The sequence below is a fragment of the Chitinophaga silvatica genome (genome assembly GCF_003419895.1).
GTDB classification, from domain to species: Bacteria; Bacteroidota; Bacteroidia; order Chitinophagales; family Chitinophagaceae; genus Chitinophaga; species Chitinophaga silvatica.
Map to the genome: position 1 here is coordinate 367,242 of NZ_QPMM01000010.1, position 23,263 is coordinate 390,504.

Sequence of the window (23,263 nt, forward strand, 5' to 3'; positions counted from 1 at the left end):
CAATAAAAAAGTCAGAAAGTTTAGAAAATTTATATGATTGATAATTAGTTATACTAATTAACATACTGAATGAGTATACGAAAAGCCTGAAACAACAAGTAGCAACACCCCCTCCTCCACTGCTGATGGTGCATCAGCGGCAAATGGCCTCATTTAGATCACCCAAACAGGCATCCTAAACACGAAAACTTACAGTTCGATCATGCTTACATAACTGATGTAGGGCAGCCACTTACTTTTACAGGTAATTACGGGGGAAAAATATCGACCAAATATCATTCTGCCTATACAACTCAATATACACCTGTCAACAAACTCCAAATTTTCAAAAGCTAAGAAATGAGAAAATTACTACTTGGGTTATTATGTGTTTTGTTTACGTTAGTGACAACGGCTCAAACACAAACTAAAACCTACACCGGAAAGGTTACAGACAACAAAGGTAATCCGTTGCCCGGAGCCACAATTCTGGTTCTTAAAACCAAGAAAGGCACGGTTACCTCAGTAGACGGACAATTCAGCATTCAGGCTCCTGAAGGATCTACGCTGGTTGTCAATTTCACTGGTTACAGAACGCGGAATATAATTGCCGGTTCGGAATCATTAAATATTAAAATGGAAGAAGACATCGCCAAGCTCGATGAAATTGTAGTAACAGGTTTGGCTACCAGTGTAAAAAGAAGTAATGCCGCCAATGCCATTGCTACGGTATCGGCAACAGAGCTTACGGGAGCCGCACCAGCGCAAACCTTCGATGTGGCACTCAGCGGTAAAATTACCGGTGCAAACATTGTTTCCAATTCGGGTGCACCAGGTGGAGGTATCTCCGTGAAACTGCGTGGTATTTCATCCGTATATGGTACTATACAACCATTATTTGTAATCGATGGAGTACCTATCAGTAACCGCGCTATCAGCACCGGTTTAAACGCTATAACCAATGCCACCGGTAACAACTCTATCACTTCTACTCAGGACAACGCTACCTCCAGAATTGCAGATATTAATCCACTGGATATTGAGAATATCGAAATCCTTAAAGGCGCTTCTGCATCTGCTATCTATGGTTCGCAAGCTTCTGCCGGTGTGGTACTTATCACCACCAAGCGAGGTAAGGCTGGTAAAACCAAGATATCCGTTTCCCAGGATGCCGGTATTAACAAAATACAACGCTACATGGGAATTAAGACACTCTACACTCCGGATGAATTACACATTCGCGTAATTAAGAACGGCTGGGACTCATTAGAATATGTAAATGCCAGAAATTCCAATAAGCTGATTGATTATGAGAAAGAAATTTATGGAAATACAGGACATTCAAGAAATACCAATATTAATGTTAGTGGCGGTAACGATAAAACAACTTTCCTTTTTGGAGCAGGTATGCGTAAGGAAACCGGAATTATCAGAAACACCGGATACTCCAATAATAATTTACGCCTGAATGTTAGCCATAGAGTAAATGACAGGATTAATGTTACATGGACTAATAGTTATATCAATACATCATCCGACAGAAGTTTGGCTAATAACGATAATACAGGTGTATCGATTCCGCTTACCGTTTTAACTACCTCTCCATCAGTTGATTTCCGCCCCGATGACAAAGGAAACTTCCCTGATCCGGTACATGGAGCAAACCCACTACAGATAATAGAGCTGATGGTTAATAATGAAAAGATTAACCGTTTTGTGTCGGGAGCTAACGTTGATGCAATAATTCAACAATCTCCCATTTCCATTACTAAAGTTGTGGGAAGAGGCGGACTTGACTTCTATCATCAAAAAGGACAGGTACTTTTCCCTGCTAACCTGACTTATGAAATAGACAGAGAATCGGGCGGTAGAAACGTACAGGGAAATGCTTCTGAAATCAACACAAGCTGGGCTGGTTTTCTGATCAATACCTTAACACCAAATTCCAATCTGACCTTTGTTACCACAGGAGGTCTGACACATGAATACGGATCGTTTGATAACATCATGAACATAGCTGCCAAACTGATTGGTACCCAGACCAGTGAAAGCCAGGCAGGTTCTGTTTCCGTACAGCAAACCAGATACGCTTTCAGAAACGATGGTATTTTTGCCCAGGAAGAATTTGCCTTCCGCGATTTCTTAAACTTCACTGCCGGAGTAAGATTCGATAAATCTACCAACAACGGTGACTACAAGAAATACAACATCTATCCTAAAGCAAATATGTCGTGGAACCTCACTAAAATGCTACATAATAACAGCGCAGTGCTGAATGACCTGAAGCTGCGTGTTGCATATGGCGAAAGTAGCGGCTTTCCGACATTTAACAGTCGGTTTACCGTCTTAAACAGCCATAATATCGGTGGCCTTCCGGGTTCAAAGGTATCTATCGGAGCCGGAGATCCGAATATTAATCCAGAACGTCAGACAGAATTGGAAGGAGGCATAGATGTTAGCTTCTTTGATGGTAAAGTAAGCCTGGAAGCAACCATTTACAATAAGGTAATTAAGGATATGTTGATGGCTAACAGAATTCCAATGTCGACGGGTTATACCACTAACTGGACCAATGCTGCCACTCTTCGTAACCGTGGTGTGGAACTCGGATTGAGAGCTACTCCGGTTAATAATGAAAAAGTAAGATGGAATACAACGCTCAACTGGTGGAAAAACCGTTCTAAAGTAACTCAAATGTCGGTTCCTGACTTTGATCAGGGAGAAGATTTCGGAGGTTCCTATGGCTCTTTCTACATTCAGAATGGCCGACCAATTACACAAATTGCAACCCAGAGCAGTACTGGAAACTGGCTCATTGTCGGCGATTTAGAACCAGACTTCCAACTGAGCTTCTTCAATGAAGTGAATTTCCTGAAAAACTTCAGCTTACGGGCCTTACTACACTGGAAAAAAGGTGGTGATAACGTAAACCTGACCCAAAACGTTATGGACTTAGGCCGACTGACACCAGACTGGGACGAAAAAAATGAGAAAGGAGTCGCAAAAGGACAGGCCAGATTAAGTAGTAGCAGAGCCGGTTCTTATGTACAGGATGCCAGCTACATCCGTATCCGTGAAATCGGGCTTTATTATAAAGTACCATTAAAATCCAAAACAATACAGGGTCTTCGCCTGGGAATGTCGCTGAACAATTGGTTTACATGGACTAAATACTTCTCCTATGATCCTGAAGCCTCCAACTTTGGTGCTGGTTTCGCTTCAGGTATAGACCTAGCTCCATATCCATCATCTAAGCGCATGCAGTTCCACCTCTCTGTTGATCTATAAAAATGATATTCATGAAAAAAGTAATTAAATCAATATATCTACTATCTGCAATAACGTTGGGTTTAACAGGTTGTAAAAATGAACCTATACTCAATCCCAATGCCCCAACAATTGAGGCAATTATTAAAAATCCAAGCATTGGTGAATTAAATAACCTGGTAACAGGTAGTGAATCAGCGATGCGGGTTGAACTTCCACTATATACAGATATAGTAAGCATCATCGGGCGTGAATATTATTATATTAATACATCAGAACCCCGCTATGTACAGGAACTTGCCGGAGATAAGGATTTTTCATTAGGCTCCAGTACCTTTTATGCAGGTAATTCATGGCTGTCGCGCTACAACGTTGTAAAAAACTGTAACATACTTTTACAGGCAGTTCAGAATTGTACATTCCTGAAAAATGATAATGAACGAAATGGTTACATCGGGTTTGCCAAAACAATTATGGCCTACCAGCTGCTGTTAAACCTGAATAATGTTTATGAAAATGGGATACGGGTAGATGTTGCAGATCCTAAAAAGCTAGGCCCTTTTGTTACTAAAGATGAAGCACTGACAGCTATTGCCGGGTTATTGGACGAAGGAGCAACTGCATTAAAAAATGCAACCGTTCTGTATACTTTATCTTCTGGCTTCGCAGGACTTGATGATGCCGAAGGTTTTAGAAAATTTAACCGTGCGTTGGCCGCCCGTGTAGCACTTTACAGGGAAAAATGGACAGATGCCCTTCAGAATATTTCTGAATCCTTTGTAAATCTGCCTCTAACCAATAATAATTTATATGTTGGTGCAAAACATATTTTTTCGGCCTCTAATGGTGATCTGTTAAATGATATGAAGTCATTACTGAATGGCGAAAATGAAGCGAGAATAGTACAGGCAAAATACCTTCCGGAAATGGAAGCTGGCGATGATCGTGGCTCGAAAGTAGCTGCCCGTAATAAAGCTTTATCAGCTGGTGGTCTTACCTCCAACCAGGATGTAAATATCTATCCTGCAGATGTATCACCGGTTTATATTATCAGAAATGAAGAACTCGCGCTGATAAAAGCTGAAGCAAGTATTCAGAATAATGATCTGGCTACTGCAAAGGATATCTTAGATAATATTCGTCAAATTCATGGCCTGGCCCCTACGCCAGAAACCACAAAAGATGGTTTAATCAATGAAATGCTGAAGCAAAGAAGATACTCCCTGTTTGGAGAAGGACACAGATGGATTGATATGCGTAGATATAACAGACTGAATCAACTACCACTCGACAGACAAGGAGATCAGGTTTGGAAACAGCTACCTATTCCTAATCAGGAAACAACCAAGTAGTTTAATCATGATGGTGATATTTCAGATTTTCAGGAGGGCTCCGGCTCTCCTGTTTTTTTATAACCAGCCGGCCAGCAAAGCCGCCGCCAGAGTATTACCCAGGTTAACCATATCATTTGTGATATATCCTTTACGCTCTAAAGTAGCGCCTAAAACAGAATCTACTATATTCCCGAAGAAGCCGGCCAACACAATGATATAGCAATTTGCTCCAAAGCCATAGAACGCACCATATACCAACGCGATAATTACAGCCCCAATTACCCCTATTATAGTGCCTTCGATACTAATAACCCCATCGAGACCCTTAGGCTCATTTTTGAAGGTTAAAATGTTGAATGTGCGCTTTCCGTAAACCATTCCTAATTCAGAAGAGAGCGTATCGGCTGTAGCGGCTGCAAGGCTCGCCGCCATCATCAGAATATAAGTTGAGGGGTTATGAGAATGTAACCAGGCCAGGGCACCCATTAGGCCGGCTACTCCCCCATTTGCCAATACCTGTTGCGGAGTACGTTCTTCAGAGACAGTGTTCTTTTGTTCTTTCTGATGAGAAGTAGCCAGAACACCCAGAACGAAAAAGACACCCAAAAGCACTACCCCACCAACTCCGGCACCTAAAAGTAATAACAATCCGATTAAACCGCCGGACAGCGCTGCCCGTAAAGAGAGTTTACCGGTTTTAACAGACAGGAATACGCCGATTATAATCAGCAGGAGGCATAAAATATTGGTTACAGACATTTGCATAGGGGCGTAAAGCTATCAAATATCTTCCATAAAAAAAGAGCAAAGGATTGTGGCAAGCATTACAATCCTCTGCTCTGGGTTTCTACTTTTTAGAAACTGTTACGGCATTACTGTGGATCCAGAACCGTCTACTGTAACTTCCTCAATCATTCCGTTTCTCATGACATCAACACTGTAACATGTTTGTCCGTTGGAACAAGTCATGGTTGTAATGGAGTACAGACTGGCTCCAAAAGTATTCCGGATATTAGATACTACATCTGCTGGCACATAGTTATTGGTTACCGGTAAGGATGGCATAGGCCACATATACTGATAACGATAGCGATAGTATTCAGGATTGGCATTATAATCATAATAATAATAACTATAATTCATGTTAGGCATTTCAGCTACCCACCTTTTTTCTTTTCGCACTTCACGGTGACGATGCTCTTTATTTTTTTGCTTCATAGCATAGTCATAATCCTGATCCTGTGCTTTAGAAGATAATGGGGCCAATGCAAATAAACCGATTCCCAATCCTACCATCAAAAGACCTTTCATCAACTTTTTCATAGTACTTCGAAATTTAGATGAATTGAATTTGTTTTGCGATTCAAAGATCCAAACTTTCCATATTCTAACCACCAGTTAAGCTTGTCTTTTTGCCAGGTTGATTTTTCTCAACCTTTCAAACCTCTGTCAAATAAGCATTTCATCCGATGAGCTGCAGTTAGCAAGCTGCAATTTTAACGTCATTTAAATAGATTGTATAATTAATTATGTATCCGATAATTTATAACTTAAGAATTTTATCTACATAAAAAACGTCTGAAAGACCCTACTTTCAGACGTTTTTAATTATTTAATTCGCTCTTTATCTAATCGTGTTGTTGTTTACGTCGGTGAAATAAGTTACTTCACCTTCAGGAGAAACCTGTAGAACAACCCGTTTGTTTTTCTTATCTGTTACTTCAATAAAATAATTATCTGAACTTTCGAATTGAACACCATACATAATCATGTCATCTTCATTCAATTCATTATCATCGTAGAAGATAACTGGTGCATCTTCATAGTTCGAATAATGCCTCATAATATAATCTTTGGCATTGGCTGGCAGATCATTGAAGCTGACTGGAGTGGAAGTACCCACCAATTGTCCGTCATAGTCATAGAACGCGGATGTTCTTGTTCCCTTTGAATTAGTAAAGGTTGCTTTGTCGAAGTATACATCGTGCGACCATACAACATCTGGCTTATCTCCGAAGTCACTTATAAATTGAAGTTTAGACTGTTCGCTTACATCAGTTCCATTTAGCTCACGTAAATATCTCCTTTGTTCGCGACGGTCTTTTCGTACTTCTTTACTCTTCATCTTTCCTTCTTTGCTCTTCATTTTCGAATTTGCCATCGGCGGATCAGTTTGGGCATTCGTTGCCAACACAGCCAATATAAGAGCCATCGAAATCATTAGTTTTTTCATAGTCAGCGTATTTTTACATTCACAAAATTTCATGCTCATACCAATAACAACTGACCAGAAAAAGGGGTTTACAACAATATGTTAAAAGGCTCATGGAATTCGGCCCGAATTATCTAAATCAAATGCTGCGTCTGTATTTTTATTTTTTGGCAGGCGGCCTTCTGTCAGCCATCTCGGAGGATTTTCGTTTCGCAGGTAATAATTAAAAAACTGCATCATCCTGATATTAAAATCATCACCTTCCTTCCCTGTTACAATATGACTGCTGTTGTTACCATACTCGAGCAGCCAAACTTTTTTACCCAGGCGCTTGGCAGCCAGATAAAACTCCATGGCATTGGAAAACGGAACCGTAAAGTCTTTGGTGGTATGCATCAGTAATAAAGGTGTTGTTAAATCAGGAACATTAAAAACCGGCGAATTACGAATATAAGCCTGTGGATTTTCCCATAGCTTGCTTCCCATCTGATAAGGACCTCCATCTTCAAATTGCTCCTGTTTTATAGCTCCTCCGTTGATGCTATTATAACCACTCACAAAATCGGCCAGTCCGGATGCCGAAGCCGCAGCCGCAAATCTGCCGGTATGTGTAACTATATAGTTGGTAGTAAATCCACTAAAACTACAACCCTGAACACCCAAACGCCTCTCATCGATATACGGCCGCTTAACTAATTCATCAGCGGCAGACGTTAATGCATCCAAAGCACTCTTTCCGGTTTCTCCTTTTGTGAAATAAATATCCGGAGTAAATACCAGGTAACCATTGCTAACATAAGTAGGAATATCGATCACGCATCCGGGATACTGTCTGGGAATCATATAGGCATTTAAGTTAGCCGATGCCTTCCTGTAATGATAAAAAATGATCGGATACTGGCGGGTTGAATCAAAATTTTCAGGCTTATATAAAACTCCCTGTAGCATTCTTCCTCCCGGCACCTGCCAATTAACCAATTCAGTGGTAAACCAGTTATATTCCTTCTCGGGATGCAAATTGGTAAGTTGTGTAAATTTATTAAAGTCTTTCGTAAGAAAAAGATTGGGAAATTCTGTAGCTGTCGAATATTCCAGAAGGTAAAGGTCCGAATTGGCAGCTTTAACCGGCTTAAATGAATTACTGGTAAGTCCAGGAAAACTTAATGCCAGAGATGAAATCCAATAGGTTCCATCTTTCATAATCAATTTAACCGGATCTCCTGTTGCCTTGCTGTTTTTAATATAATAAAAGCCATTCTGTTTAGTAACTTTATTAAATGCCACCAAAACTATTTTCTTATCAGCATCTATAATCAGCTGATTAAACATTGGTTTTGTTTGATTAACACCTATAATTGTAAAAGCAATTTTATTTTTTCTGCCATATTCAGCAGTCAGGCATTTGGCGCTGGTTTCACCAGTAAGATCAAATTTCCATAGATCAAATTCATCCGCGATGTATACAGAATGGTCATCTTTTCCCCAGGCCACAACACCTGCTGTAAGGTTGGCAAAATCATAATCTCCATCTTCAGTTTTTATCCAGGTATTATTTAGATGAGCTGTAAGATTTGTTGTGGTTCCGGTAGCAATTTCATAGGCGAAATAATCTTTCCCATTTACATATACCAGAAATTTACCGTCAGGAGCTGAAAAAACATAGGGGCCAAACTCTTTCATAACCCGGCCATCGACAGAGGATATTAAACTCGATTTCGGAGTAAACCTACTTCCATCCAATAGCGAATCTCTAATTTCAATAGCATATCTATCGCCGTTGCCGCTAAGTAAATCGATCCTGCTTTTTCCATGCTGCAGGTGCACAATACTTTTATCCTTAAAAGAGAAAACAGAATAAAGATCATTCCCAAAACTCATTATCGGATCATACATCCCTGGTGCATCTCTATAGGACCAGATATTCAGATCTGCCAGACTTTCGCTCCTGGTACTATCGAGTTTTGATTGCAGAAAAAATAAACGGTTGCCATCTTCACTAAATCTCATCGGATAAATCAGCTCGGTTGTTGACCTAAACAAATGAGTAGATTTATTCTCTGCAATGTTATAATGCCAGAGGTCTGTGGTATGATCGCCTATGGTAAAAGTAAACTGACTATTTATGGTATCAGGAGTAATAACCCTAAGATCCTGCGATTTGGAAATTTCCCTTACTTTAAGAGTTGTTAGGTCTATCAGTTTCAAATCGAATTGTAAAGAATCTTTTACTTTTACGAGCAATGATTTCACCTTAGGAAAGAAATAATAACTATCAACAACTCCCAGGTCTTTTATCTCCCGGTTCTCTTCAGAAGTAATATTCCTGATAAACAAATCATTATTGCCGCTACTCTGAAAATATAATACATTCCGCGCCTGATCATCTGACATACCATAGGAGGATACCTTTATAGAGAGGGTTTTATCAGTACCTAATTTTATTAAATGCAAAGTATCCGAACTCTTAATCAAACAATATTTTTCGTCGGCTACCATTTCTCCATAATATTGATCAGGAATAGTTTTGTTCCATTTTCCATCTGCCGACATCAGGTGCAATACACGTCTGTTTAAATCTCTGTTCATCAGCGTATAGGAAATATATTTACCATCGGCAGTCAGAGAAGGATAACGGATTTCACTCCAGTTGGCATACGCTGTTGTATCTATTATTTTCTTTTGGGAATAGGCAGGCAGTGAAACCAAAACAATATTCAATAGTAAGAGGATAAATTTATTCATTACAGTGGAATTTTGACATAGGAAATACTTCAGCTACTGTAATGTAAACAATGGAGATGCAGCGGCACGACAGTTGAGAAAGCTTTTACATGAAAGATTTCATAGGATACAGGATTTATACTTAGTGGTGGTGCAAGCTCAATGCTATTAAATTAAAGAGATCAGTATATATTGAATATTGATTTCAATTTAAATGATTGAGGTACTTTACCGTAAGCAGGGCCGGGCAAGCTTAATGCTATAAATTAAGGGTTACTGTTCCTATAATTTTGAACTCCTATTTGTTTGTAAAACTTTTGCGGCCGTATATAGGGCGGGGGCAAGCCCCGCCCCTACAGGGCTTCAGCTCATTACAGTTTCTATATTGTAGATTTATTTCTTTATAGAATTGAAATTAGTAGATTGACATTTAACATGAAATATTAATACCAGATGAAAATATAATTTCGATGAAACCCTGTAGGGGCAGGGTTTACCCCTGCCCAACCTACGGTAAAGGAACCAAGTCCTTTAAATCGAATTCAATTCGAACAACATCCTTCCTCTTAACTTAATAGCATTAGGCTTACCCCCGCCCTAGATACGGTAAAAGAAATAAATCCAATAATCAGATATCAAGAGTCCATGAAATCTATTTCTTTAACTTAAAAGCATTGGACTTATCCCACCCTTCCTAAAAGAAATCCATCAATCACATAAAGACGAATATTCTCTCTTTCAACGATTCAATATAAAATTTACCTGATCAACAATACCCATCCTTTGTAATCTTTGAATCCTTGTGGGGTGTTTAATTTCAGGATATAGAAGTAGGTACCTTCATTCAGGTTATGTCCATCCCACTCATTCGCATAATTTTTAGATTCATACACCTGATTACCCCAGCGATTGTAGATCAGTAAGGTAGATCCAGGGTAGTTCTTAATTCCAGGAATTACGAAATGATCGTTTTTACCATCGCCATTCGGGGTAATGGTATTTGGTATTTCAATTACATCACCGGTTACAGTAACGGTAGGCGTACGTGCGTAATTGTTAGTAGAATCAGGATCTGGTGTCACAGCAAATACTGAAGCTTCATTATATACTTCACCGGTGGCCTCAATTCTTGCTACCAGCTGCAGGGTTGCCGATTCTCCGTTTGCCAGGCTATCTATAGACCAGGTAATGTTATTACCAGCTGCTTGCACTGTTCCTACACTAACATTATATCCCGGAAGCAGCGTTAGTTTATTCTGAAGTGCATCCGTTACAATAATAGTTCTGGCGGTGTTAGGGCCCTGGTTCTTAACGGTAATAACAAATGTCAGCTTATCTCCAACCTTTAATGTTGCAGGTGCAGCACTGATAGTTTTGGTAATTGCCAGATCGGCCAACACGGCAGAAGAAATAGAGGCCGTTGCCGAATCCGGTGCTACTATTAACCCACCGGATTGAACAGGAGCACTTGCTATGGCCTTATTTTCGATCTGTCCTTCTGCTATGATTGCAGCCTGGTATTCGAGCGTAGCTGATACACCCGCCTGCAGCGTACCTACGTTCCAGGTAATCTGGTTGGTAGCAGAATTATATGAAGCATTCGGATCTGTTAATACAGGATTGCCGAGCAAATTGCGCGAAGGGAGTATATCCGTCACTGTTACCTGGTTGATGGTAAACGGACCAGGATTTTCTACAGTGAGTTTATACGTTACCGACTGGCCAGGAACATATGGACCAGGAGTTACTACTTCCTTCTTCATTATTAATTGGGTTGCACCTTTTACCAGGGTATTGACGAAGCTGAAGTTATCTGAATTATCTACATCCGTGATACCCTGCGGAGTTGCTACCACAGCCAGATTGCTGATATTGCCCAACTGCAGCGGCACTGCACGGATCACAATTGTGGCAGTAGCATTGGCCGGGAAGGTACCCAGGGTAGCGGTTATATTATTGTTTGTAGTATTGATAGAAATATTTCCTGCACCACCACTGGTACTGCTTACAACTGCATCTACCAATTTCAGGGCTGGCAGCAGGTTATCAGTTACAATGGCATTATTAGCGGCCATTGGGCCCAGATTTTTCACGGTGAGCAGATAGCTGATAGTATCGCCAAAGTTTACAGATGAAGGAGCCGATTTAACGATAGAGAGATCTGTTTCCGGTATTACTTTATTTACGAGTGTAAGCACGGTATTGCTGCTAACACTCTTACCATCGGCAGTTCCTTCGGCCGTATTGGTGAGTATTCCCTGGAAGGAAGTATCTACCCTGCCTTTGATAAATATGGTAATCAGTCCATTGATCTGTAACTGACCGCTAACCTGTACAGCAGTTCCTGTACCGGTAGCACCACCTGTTACAGTAGCATTGCTCACCGCGGTGGCCGACCAGGATACACCACTGATACCATCTGGTATGGCGTCTGTGATAGTCAGGTTACTGACAGGTGTGTTGCCTGTATTGGTAATGTTCAACTGGTAGGTAATACTATCACCGGCATTCACCTGGTCTGGTGCTGATTTTACAATACTTATATTGGTGGATGACGGAGTTGAATTAACGATGGTATTTGTTAATGCCACTGCCTTGGTTGGGTCGATAGTTCCGGCAGGAGGATCAAGGGTTACCAGGTTAGCAATGGTGCCTGAAGCTGTATTCATGACAAGACCTTGTATCCTGATGGTTACAGTGCCGGTATTGGCCGGAATATTAAGCAGCATCCTCACATTATTTCCGGTGCCCGACTGAACAGAGCTGCTGGCACCACCAGTAGCCGTAACCGTCCAACTGGTGCGGATGATAGAATTAGGTACTATATCTTCCAATATGGCGCCGGTAACATCGGCAGGGCCCCTGTTTGTGGCAACAATTATGAATTCGATAGCGCCACCTGCATTAACAGATACCGGAGCCAGTTTGGTAACATTTAGATCGGTGGATCTATTGACTGCCGTGGTTATCTCACTTACTTTATTACCATTGTACGTAGCGGTAATGGTGTTTTTGATGGTAGTTCCGGCGGCCTGGGTAACAATGCCTTTCACATTAATTACAACGGTGCCACCACCGGCAGCCGAACCTGCAATGGTTGCCTGGAAGGCAATGTTATTACCGGTACCACCAGCTTGAGTGATCGTAGTATTACCGGTTCCTCCAAGTACTGAGGCCGTCCAGCTTACTCCCTGAATTTCTGCCGGGATCATATCGGCAATCAGTACAGGCGTAGCAGTGGTAGTACCTGAATTGGCTACGGTAATGGTATACCTGATGGTATCGCCTATATTAACGGATGCAGGACCCGATTTAGATACATTAATACCAATGCTGGTATCTACTGCAGTAGTGATACTGCTCTTATTATTGGCTGTATTGATTTCGGCCTGGTCATCTTCTGCTTTTACGGTAGCGGTGTTCATGAAGCTGCCACCCATCAGTGATGCATCTACTGTTCCGGTGATATCAACGATTACACTATCTGTAATAACAGCCGGTATATTCACTGTTGCCTGGAATACATCATTCACAAATTGGTTGGAGCTAACACTTGCCCCGCCGGTTGTGCGGACTACGGCTTTAGGATTAAATACCTGCACCGGCATCACATCTTCAATAAAGGCATTTGTAGCATCGGAGAAACCATTATTGGTAACAACCAACCTGTAAGCAATGGTAGCACCAGGCGTTGTATTGGCCGGTCCGGATTTCACGATGCCTAAATCTACCAGGCGTAGGATAGCGGTAGGTTGACTACTACTCAATGTATCTGCATACGCCGTATTAGTAATTGTTGCACCAGTGAATGATGGATCTATTTTACCAACTATACTGATAGCCACAGCACCATCTACCGGTATATTGGCTGTAATATTGATATTGCCTGTACCACTGGCTGCGCTGGCGGTAGCCGGGCCAGAAGTGGTAACCGTCCAACCGGCGCCAATAATACCTGCCGGCAGGATATCCTTAATCGGTACATTAAAGGCCGTAGAAGGACCTGTATTCGTTACAATAATAGCATACTTCACTGTGCCACCGGCTACTGCCTGGTTATAACCGGTTTTACTGATCTGTAATCCTGTAATACTATTGATGGTAGTAATTACAGAATCCCGGATAACAGGAATGCCTGTATGATTAGCAGCAGCTACATTCACTATTCTGTTACCCGTAAAGGAAGGATCTACGGTAGCATTAATAGTAACCGTTACGCCTGTGGCAACACCTGCCGGAATAGTAGCCCGCAGATTTACATCCCCAATTCCGCTGGTGGCAGATACCAGGGTACCGGTACCCTGAGTGGTGGCCGTCCAGGTAGCATTTATTAACCCGGCTGGTAACAGATCGGTGATTAACAGGTTAGAGACATTGGATGGTCCTAAATTATGTACCACCACACTGTACTGGATGTTACCGCCGGCGGTAGCAGTAGCCGGACCACTTTTAATAACCCTTATATCAGTTTTATGCTCGATATGGGTGATTACCGAGTCGGCTCCCGTAGCCCCGGTATTTAATGCCCAGGTTGCAATATTCCTAATGATAGTATCCGGAGTTTCAGGTTTAACCGTTCCCGTAATATTCAGGATTATTGCATTATCAGGGCCCGGAGCAATATCTCCCAGTATTTTTAATACGCGACCATTGCCGGTAGAACGACTCCTAACAAATGCCTGTCCAACTGTTGTAACAGCTAAGTCACTCAGGAGAATGGCTGAAGGCAAAGAATCTGTAATCAGAATATTATGTGCATAAGATGGTCCGTTGTTCTGCACCATTACAGTATAGGCAATACCACCACCTGATGTAGCCGTAGCCGGACCAATTTTACTAATAGTTAATGCAGCTTGCTGAGTTACCTCCGTGAGGATAGTTGAATTACCTGTTTTACCTGTTACATCTGTGTAGGAAGCTGTATTGTTTAGCGTGCCTTCAAATTCAGGATCAATAGTACCACTAACATCTACCTCCACATAATCATCATCTTCCGTAAACAGATCCGCATTAAATATTATGGCAGCAGTAGTACCTGTTAATTGTTTAACTCCGTTGATTGTAGAATTGCCACCCGCAGTAGCCTGCCATTGAATATTTCGTATCTGAACAGGAATTATATCCTGGAATGAAACATTGGCAGCTTCAGATAAACCGGCATTTACCAATCTTATGTGATAAAGAATATTTGTTCCGGCAACCGCAGTTGACGGGCCACCTTTAGAAATAGTTATTGCTACAACCCTACGTAATATAGTATTTACAGAATCCTGTGCAATTACTACACCGGCAGTATCCACTGTGGCCACATTCTTCAGATTTCCGGAATCGGATGGAATCACAGTTCCATCTATCTGAATAATTACACCGTTAGCAATACCTGCAGGAATAATTGCCTGGGTATTTACCTTATTACCCGTACCACTCGTTGGTCCGGTGATAGTAGCAGCGCCAATTGTAGTAGCGCTCCAGGTTACATTTATTACATCCACCGGCACATTATCCAGAATATTAAGGATATCGGAGGTAGATGGACCTGCATTATTTACCTGTAGTGCATAGTGAATTTTATCGCCTGCAATGGTAGAACCAGGACCATTTTTCGTAAGGCTAATCACAGCCTTACGGGATACAGTAGTAGTCACCTGGTTACTGCCGATATTATTTGCAGTTGCCTGGTTGGTGATAATGCCAGCGAATGTTGGATCAATAATCCCTGTTATTTCTACTATTACCTTGTTGGAATCACCTGCCGGGATATTAGCCGTAAAGTTTACAGGCCCTGTTTGCCCCTGAAGGTTTCCTCCCTGTATGGTGGCATTACCAGAAGCTATGGCGTTCCAACTCACTTGTTGTAAGGTGTCGCTCAACCGGTCGAAGACCTTCACTCCGGCAGCATCCGAAGGACCGGCGTTACCAACGATTAACTGATAAGTAAGCGGATTACCTGCCAAAGCAGTAGCCGGACCTGTTTTACTGATAGTAACACCGGGAGTTTGTTTGATGACTGTTGTAACGGTATTTGAAGGTATACTACCCGCAAAAGCCGTGTTAGTGAAACTGCCACTGGCCGAAGAAGGGGTTTGTGCGGAAACCTGAATACGAATGCGGTTTACAGCGCCAATTGGTAAATCGACTGTCAGATCCGGATTACCGGTTTTATTGATAATATTTCCTCCAGCAATACTTGCTGTACCATCTGCAAATGCCGACCATAATACATTGGTTAGTACACCTGGCAGCATATCGCTGATTCTAACGCCGTTGATGGCAGCTGTTCCCGTGTTATAAACGGTTACCGCATAATCGAATGAAGCACCTGCACTTACTGTATCAGGGCCCATCTTCACAATTTCGATCTGTGGCACACCCAGCACAACAGTAGTAACAGTATCGCTATTGGTAGTTTTGGTTGCTTCAGTTATGGAAGCAAAATTTGTAATGCTACCAACGAATGTACTATCCAGAGTTCCATTCACCAGTATATTGACAGTACTGTTACCATCGCCAGGAATATTGGCATTGATAACAACCGGGCTACCACTACCCGTAGTTGGACCAGTAATAGTAGCTGCACCCGATGTATTAGCCACCCAAATTACATTCTTCAGGGCAGCAGGCAAGGTATCAATTATCTGGCCTGTAGCACCGGAAGGACCATTATTGGATACTACCATCAAATAGGCCACCTGACTTCCGACTGTTACCGTATCAGGACCGGATTTCAGAATACTAACCCTGTTTACATTTAACACCTGGGTAGTTATTGTATTACTTGCTAAGGAATCATTACCATTGATAACAATTCCTGTATTGGAAAATATGCCGGTAAAGTTTTCATCTACCTTACCTATTATTTCAATGTTCACTGTTCCGTTTACTGGCAGATTAGCAGTTAGGTTGATGGTATTTCCAGTACCGCTGCCTGCACTTACAGTAGCTCCATTATTAACTTTGGCCGTCCATATTGTATTGGTAACCGGATAAGGAATTGTATCAAAGATTTTAAGCCCAGTAGCCACAGAAGGACCTGCATTATGTACAATCAATGAATAAGTGATGGTAGTACCGGCAGCAATTTTGGCAGGGCCACTTTTCACTATGCTGAGGTTTGCAGCATTTGTAACTTTGGTTGTAGCCACCGCCACTGCCGGAGTGGGATCAGTAACCCCAGGGCCAGGATTGGCCACCGCACGATTTACAATAGTACCCGTAAACGAAGGATCTACAGTACCCGTAACCGTAATAGTTACTAAACCAGTGCCAACAGGGATGCCAGCAGTAAGATCTATATTTCCGGTACCACTGGTTGAGTTTACAGTTGCCCCTCCGGCAACAACTGCTTGCCATGAAGGATTCAGAACCATAGCCGGAATAGTATCCTTAATAGCAACGCCTCTTGCATTACCTGGTCCGTTATTCGAAACTGTTATTGTATAGGTAATTGGTAAACCTGCCTGTAATTGCTGTGGTGCTGTTTTGGTAATTTGAAGATCTGTGTTATTATTTAATTTGGTAACAACTGTAGCAGTATTTCTTCCTCCAAAATCGGCATGCGCATTATTTACCAAACTACCAGCTGCATTTTGTGAAACAGTACCATTTACTATAATAGTAATAGTACCCGGCCCCGAAGTTGTGCCTTCTATATTTGCAGAAAGATGTATGATGCCCGGGGTAGTGCTTAGATCTGTAAAGGTAGTACCGCCATTTCCGGTTACCGAAACCGTATAAGAAGGACTAATAATACCAGCAGGAATAGTATCCAGAATAACTACACCATTCGCATCCGAAACACCGGTATTACTTACATCTATCCGGTAAGTGATCGGATCACCTACATTAAGGGCAGCCGGACCATTTTTGGAGATAGTTACTCCCACCTGGTTGGTGATCTGAGTAGTAACACTACTACTATCATCGAAGGTGTTAATCACATTATTACCGCTACCCGGGCGCACGTAACCTGTATTCTTTATGGTACCAACAGGAGTAGAAGGATCTACTACTCCATTTACCGTAATCGTTACTTTATTACCTGCACCAACAGGGATATTTACCACTGCAAAAATCCTGTTACCAGCAACAGGTTGCAGGTTCACCGTAGCTGTGCCTGTGGTAGTAGCCGTTACCGATACATTACCAATGGCAGCAGGAATAGTATCAGTAACTACCGCAGCTATTGCATCGGCAGGGCCATTATTTGAAACAACGAGTTGATATTGAATTGGCTGACCAGCTACCTTAGTAGTAGGCCCCGATTTCACCATTACTAAATCTACCTTATTGCTAATCACTGTTTGCACTTTGCTGCTGACTGCAACAGTATCCTGGTAGCCGGAAGGTAATTGAGCAACAGCAGAATTTATAATAGTAGTATCGCGTTGTGTTGCTGCAATAGTACCATTAACTGTAATAATTACTTTACCGGTAGTAACAGGAATATCGGAAGTAAGTAAAATATTTCCAGTACCGTTATTCACGGAAGATGTAGCACCACCGGAAGTTTGAACCGTCCATACAGGATTGATAATACCAGTAGGAATTGTATCCGTAATTCTGACTTGTGAGGCCAGTGAAGGACCGGTATTACCCACAACAATCTGGTAGCTGATAGCATTACCTGCGTTGGCAGTAGCCGGACCCGTTTTAATAATGGTAAGTTCCGCATCTCTGACGATACGAGTGGTTACCGTATCTGCAATAGTAGTACCTGTTTCATTCACTAATGCGGTAGCAATATTTCTGATGCTACCGGCAGCAAATTGTGAGTTTACTGTACCTGTAATGGTAAACCTTACCGTAGCCGAAGGATCGGCTGGAATATTGGCGGTTACATTAATATTTCCAGTACCGGAACTACTACTTACAGTAGTTCCAGCGCCGGAAGTAGTGGCCGTCCAGCTGGCATTATCTATACCAGCAGGTATAACATCCCCGATATTTAAGTTCGTAGCAGTGGCAGGACCAGTATTGGAAACAACAATGCCATAGGAAATAGGTTCTCCTGCATTTACAGAATCCGGTGCCGTTTTAATTACAACAATACCCGGAGTTACTTTCACGGAGGCGATAGCGGAATCCTGTTGTAAGCTGCCACCATTGGCCTGGGCAGTTGCAATATTTTTCAGACTTGTACCAGTATATGATGCATCCAGTTTACCATTGATAGTAACAGTAATGCTATTGCCTGCACCTGCCGGAATAGTACCGTTGACTGAAATATTATTACCACTACCGGTAGCACCACTTGCAATGGTAGCAGTACCTGCCGGGATAGCCGACCAGGTTACATTGGTTACAGCAGCAGGAACCAGGTCTTTGATCTGCACACCGGTGGCATCGCTTGGACCAGTATTTGAAACCAATAAAGTAAATGAAACTGGTGCCCCGCTATTTACCTGTGCCGCACCCTGTTTGGAAATTCTGATACCCGATTTATTTACAACGACGGTATTTACCACATTCGACTTAACTGTGTCGGTATTTATCACCAACGCTGTGGCGCTGTTTTTTAAAGTACCGGTAAAAGAAGGTGATATGATTCCATCTACAAAAATCTGAATAGTATTATTATTACCTGCCGGCAAATTAGCAGTGATCTTTATAAGATTTCCACTACCTGTTGCACCAGCTGTAATAACTGCAGCAGAAGCAGGTTGAGTACTCCAGGTTACATTGGTGATCTGCGCAGGAAGAGTATCTGTAAATACCGCCTGCAAAGCATCGGAAGCGCCTTTGTTTTGCCAGCTAAGCACATAGTGAATAGCCCCTCCTGCATTGGCAGTATCGGGCCCCATTTTAGTAAGAGTAAGTTGCGGACGACTGGTCACAACTGTTTTAACCGTATCAGAAACTACCGGAGGCTGGCCAGGCAATACCATATTGGCAGCATTGGCCAGTGTACCCACAAATGAAGTTCCTGTAGTACCATTAATTCTGATGGTAATGATATTGGCAGCACCAGGCGGAATAGTTACTTTAGTTTTAATAGTATTGCCGGTTCCACTATTGGCAGAATCCACCGTTGCCGCACCCGATGCAGTCACCGCCCAACTCACCGCATTTATGGAAGCAGGAACAATGTCTGTAATTGTAACACCCGTAGCAGTAGATGGACCATTATTATTCGCAGTAATCGTATAGGCAATACCCTGACCAGCATCCAACGTAGCCGGGCCTATTTTTGAAATATTAAGATCAGCAGATGTAAATACCACTGTTGTTACGGTTCCGCTACTGGCAGAATCATTATCCCATTTTGCATGAGCCGTATTTAACAATGTGCCTGCAAAAGCCGGATTGGTAGCACCGGTAACCTTCACCACTACCTCCGCACTGCCAGCTGGAATATTGGCAGTAATAGCCAGCAAATTACCAGCACCGGTAGTACCGGAAAGAATGGTAGCACCATTACTTGCAGTAGCCACCCAGGTAACATTACCCAGATTATTAGGAACGGTATCCAATATATTTACTAATGGCGCATCGGATGGCCCGTTATTGATCACAAGCAGCGAATAGGTTATACTGTTACCCGCCGCAATCCTTGCCGGACTGGTTTTGGAAATGCTAACAGCACTTTGCCTGCTTACTACCGTACTTACAGAATCGCTTACCGATGGCTTACTTGTTAGCGCCCCTGTAGCTTTATTGAGAATGGTGCCTGTAAAGTTCTTATTAATAGTACCCTGAACATTTACCACAATACTATTGCCACTACCAGCAGGAATGTTTCCGGTGACGCGGATATTATTACCGCTGCCAGTTGGATTGGCAGTAACAACCGCTTTTCCGTTGATGGTAGTAGTGTAGGTAACATTGGTAATAGTTGCAGGTACCTGATCTGTAATAATCATTCCTGTGGCATCAGACAACCCATTATTGGCAGCAATGATGTTATAGGTGATTATCGTACCCGCGATGCCGGTAGCCGGACCAGTTTTACTAATAGCAGGCACTGCATTATTCAGCGCTGTAGTTACAACTATGTTGGAATTAACAGAATCATTTTTAGTAGCCGCACTTGCCTGATTTTGGAAACTACCGGTAAAGGAAGGATCTACAGTTCCCTGCACTGTAATAGTGATACCATTGCCATTACCAGCCGGAATATCGCCGGTTACAGTAAGCAACCCATTTTGAAGATTGTTGTTGGTGATTACTGCCCCACCGGTAGATGTTACCGTCATATTGGGCTGAAGAATCTGGGCAGGCAGCTGATCTTTAATACTTACACCATAGGCATTGGAAGGACCCAGATTTGTAACAAACAACTGATAGGTAATACTACCACCAGCAGTAGCCGTTGCCGGACCAGTTTTAGTGATCTGTAACGATGTTTTATTTACCACATTGGTAATAACGGTATTGGAAGTAAATGGCGGGATACCAGGAACAGTAGCAATAGCCGTATTTTGAATAGCTCCCTGGAAGGCAGCTGAAATAGTACCACTGATATTTACGGTAATTGTATTGGCATCGCCGGCCGGAATATTGGCAACAACAGCAATATTGTTACCGGTTCCGGTAATACCACTGATAACAGAAGCCTTGCCAGCAGTGGTGGCCGTCCAACTGGTATTGCTGAGCGATGCCGGGATCTGATCCGAAAGCAGTACTCCATTTGCATCCGAAGGACCACTATTCCTGTACACAATAGTATAGTTGACCACTCCACCTGCATTCACCTGGGCAGGCCCAGATTTCACCACCGTAATTGTTGGCTTGCTGGTGATAGTAGTTTGATTAGAGGACGATACCTGTCCACCTGCGGTAGATTGTGCCGTAGCCGTATTCGTGATAGTACCGGTAGCTCCCGATAGTACCGTACCCGTTACATTTATGACTACCGAATTAGCCACACCCGCCGGCATAACAGCCGTTGTAGCAATGCTGTTTCCACTTCCGCCGGAAGATGCCCCGGTGGCGATTGTGCTTTTTCCGTTGGCGGTAACCGTCCAGTTTACATTTGTAATAACTGCAGGCACCAGGTCATTGATGTTGACTGCCGGATCGTCTGATGGCCCGGCATTGGTAACCGTAATCGTATAACTGATTGGCTGCCCTGCGACCACCGTACCGGTAGCAGGCCCCGTTTTCACGATATTAAGCCCCGTTTTTGCCTGCAAGGTGGTAGTGACAGTGTTTGAGACATCCCGCTTCCCGTTAGGCCCAATTCCCGACGCAAAATTCGTTATCTGCCCCGTTGCATTGGTGGCAATAGTGCCGGTAATATTCAACACAATGGTTCCATTGCCGCCGGCAGGTAAACTACCCTGAAAATGAACCGGACTACCAGTACCAGAAGTTACACTGGCAGTAGCCGATCCTGTGGTAGCAACGGTGTAGCTGATATTCGTTAGCTTACTATCGAGCGTATCATAGAAATTTGCATTCTTCAGATCGGAGAAACCGGTGTTTGTGAATACTACCTGGTAACTGATCTGGTTACCCGCAATAGCACTGGCCGGACCGGTTTTAGTAATATTCAGCGCATAGTTGTTCTGGATTCTGTCGGTATCTGAAGCGGTGTTATTACCAGGATTAGGGTCTGTAATATTCTCATCCAACGTTTGAACCGTGACAGTATTGATCAGGGTTTGCTGACTATAATTGGCAGGAATATCGACTGCGAGCTTAAAGGTGATGGTAGAATTACCCGGCATGGCTGCCTGCTGAAAAATAGTTCCTGTACCGCTGGTAGTTGGGAGGGTAGCGCCTCCGGAAGTGGTGGCCGTCCACCTGGCGGTATTAATGCCCGGTGGCAGGTTATCCTGAATTAATACCCTTTGCAGGTTTACCTTGCCGCTATTGGCTACCACCATGGTATAAGTGGTTTGTGAACCAGGGGTGAAAAATTCGGTGCCATCGGTTTTAGTGACGGATAAATCGGTACGCTTTACTACCGGCGTGGTGATAGTGCTGGTAGGTACATTTACGACAATTACATTATTAGGTGGTTGTATGGTAACAATGTTGGTAATACTGTTGGGAGTATAATCCGGCCTTACCACTCCAACCATGGTAGCAGTAACCGTTTTACCGGGAGGGAAATCGAAGCCCGTCCATCTTCTGCTGTTGGGATCAAAAGTACCTTCATTTACCGTTAACGACTGCACGTCTAACCCGTATGGCACTTGTTCTACCAGGTACCATACCTCATTGGAGTAAACGGGAGAAGGGCCATTGTTTGTGAACGTGAATGTGTAGGTAATTGGCTCGCCCACATAAGCCGTATCGGGATTGGTGGTTTGTTTCAACACCACATCTGCCCTTGCCGGAGCAACATCTATCAGCACATTTCCTACTGCACAGGCACCATTTTTATCACAAACCCTGTAGGAAAATCTATCTACCCCAAAAAACAAATTATTGGGAGTATAGGTAAATGACCCGTCGGCCCGCAACACCAGGGTACCATTTGTAACATTGGTAACCGGAGTGGTTTGCACTGTAAGAGGGCCATTTCCATTGGCATTATCATTGGCCGTTACATTGGCATTTACAGGCACTCCCCTGAATGTATTATAATTATCGTCTACGGCTGTTGGGGCTCTGTGACGCAATCCTGCATTAGCTACACCAGCTAACAGTAACAGGGTTAATAAGAGCAATTTTTTTGACGTACGGACACAGTTATCCGATCCAAGTAAATGTCTAATCATTTGCAGGATTTTTATTGCAGGGTAAACAGGTAGAATAATGGTAAACCTGGAAATAAGCCGATGTCAATTTAACAACAGTCTCC

7 protein-coding genes are annotated in these 23,263 nt (G+C 42.7%); 2 read left to right on the forward strand and 5 right to left on the reverse strand.

Going from position 1 to position 23,263, the window contains the following annotated elements; all coding sequences use genetic code 11:
- Window positions 1–339: 339 nt before the first annotated feature.
- Window positions 340–3,267, forward strand: coding sequence for a SusC/RagA family TonB-linked outer membrane protein (locus tag DVR12_RS19325; protein ID WP_116977430.1), 2,928 nt, complete (start codon window positions 340–342; stop codon window positions 3,265–3,267).
- Window positions 3,268–3,278: 11 nt separating this feature from the next.
- Entirely contained in the window at window positions 3,279–4,598 is a 1,320-nt protein-coding gene (locus tag DVR12_RS19330; RefSeq protein ID WP_158563308.1) for a RagB/SusD family nutrient uptake outer membrane protein, read from the forward strand.
- A 57-nt stretch (window positions 4,599–4,655) separates the two neighbouring features.
- Here DVR12_RS19330 and DVR12_RS19335 read toward each other — a convergent pair whose 3' ends face one another.
- The 5 genes from DVR12_RS19335 to DVR12_RS19355 form a co-directional block, all read right to left on the reverse strand.
- Complete coding sequence (locus DVR12_RS19335; RefSeq protein ID WP_116977432.1) at window positions 4,656–5,339, reverse strand: DUF92 domain-containing protein; 684 nt, start codon at window positions 5,337–5,339, stop codon at window positions 4,656–4,658.
- 105 nt (window positions 5,340–5,444) lie between these two features.
- On the reverse strand, window positions 5,445–5,903 hold the full coding sequence (locus DVR12_RS19340) for a hypothetical protein (protein ID WP_116977433.1): 459 nt from the start codon (window positions 5,901–5,903) through the stop codon (window positions 5,445–5,447).
- Window positions 5,904–6,204: 301 nt separating this feature from the next.
- Window positions 6,205–6,813 carry a hypothetical protein gene (locus tag DVR12_RS19345; protein ID WP_116977434.1) on the reverse strand — a complete coding sequence of 203 codons (609 nt, stop codon included), beginning with the start codon at window positions 6,811–6,813 and terminating at the stop codon, window positions 6,205–6,207.
- 90 nt (window positions 6,814–6,903) lie between these two features.
- Window positions 6,904–9,534, reverse strand: a complete 2,631-nt coding sequence (locus DVR12_RS19350) for an alpha/beta hydrolase family protein (protein WP_116977435.1) — start codon at window positions 9,532–9,534, stop codon at window positions 6,904–6,906.
- Between the two features lie 737 nt (window positions 9,535–10,271).
- Entirely contained in the window at window positions 10,272–23,180 is a 12,909-nt protein-coding gene (locus DVR12_RS19355) for a DUF7507 domain-containing protein (protein WP_116977436.1), read from the reverse strand.
- Window positions 23,181–23,263 lie beyond the last annotated feature (83 nt).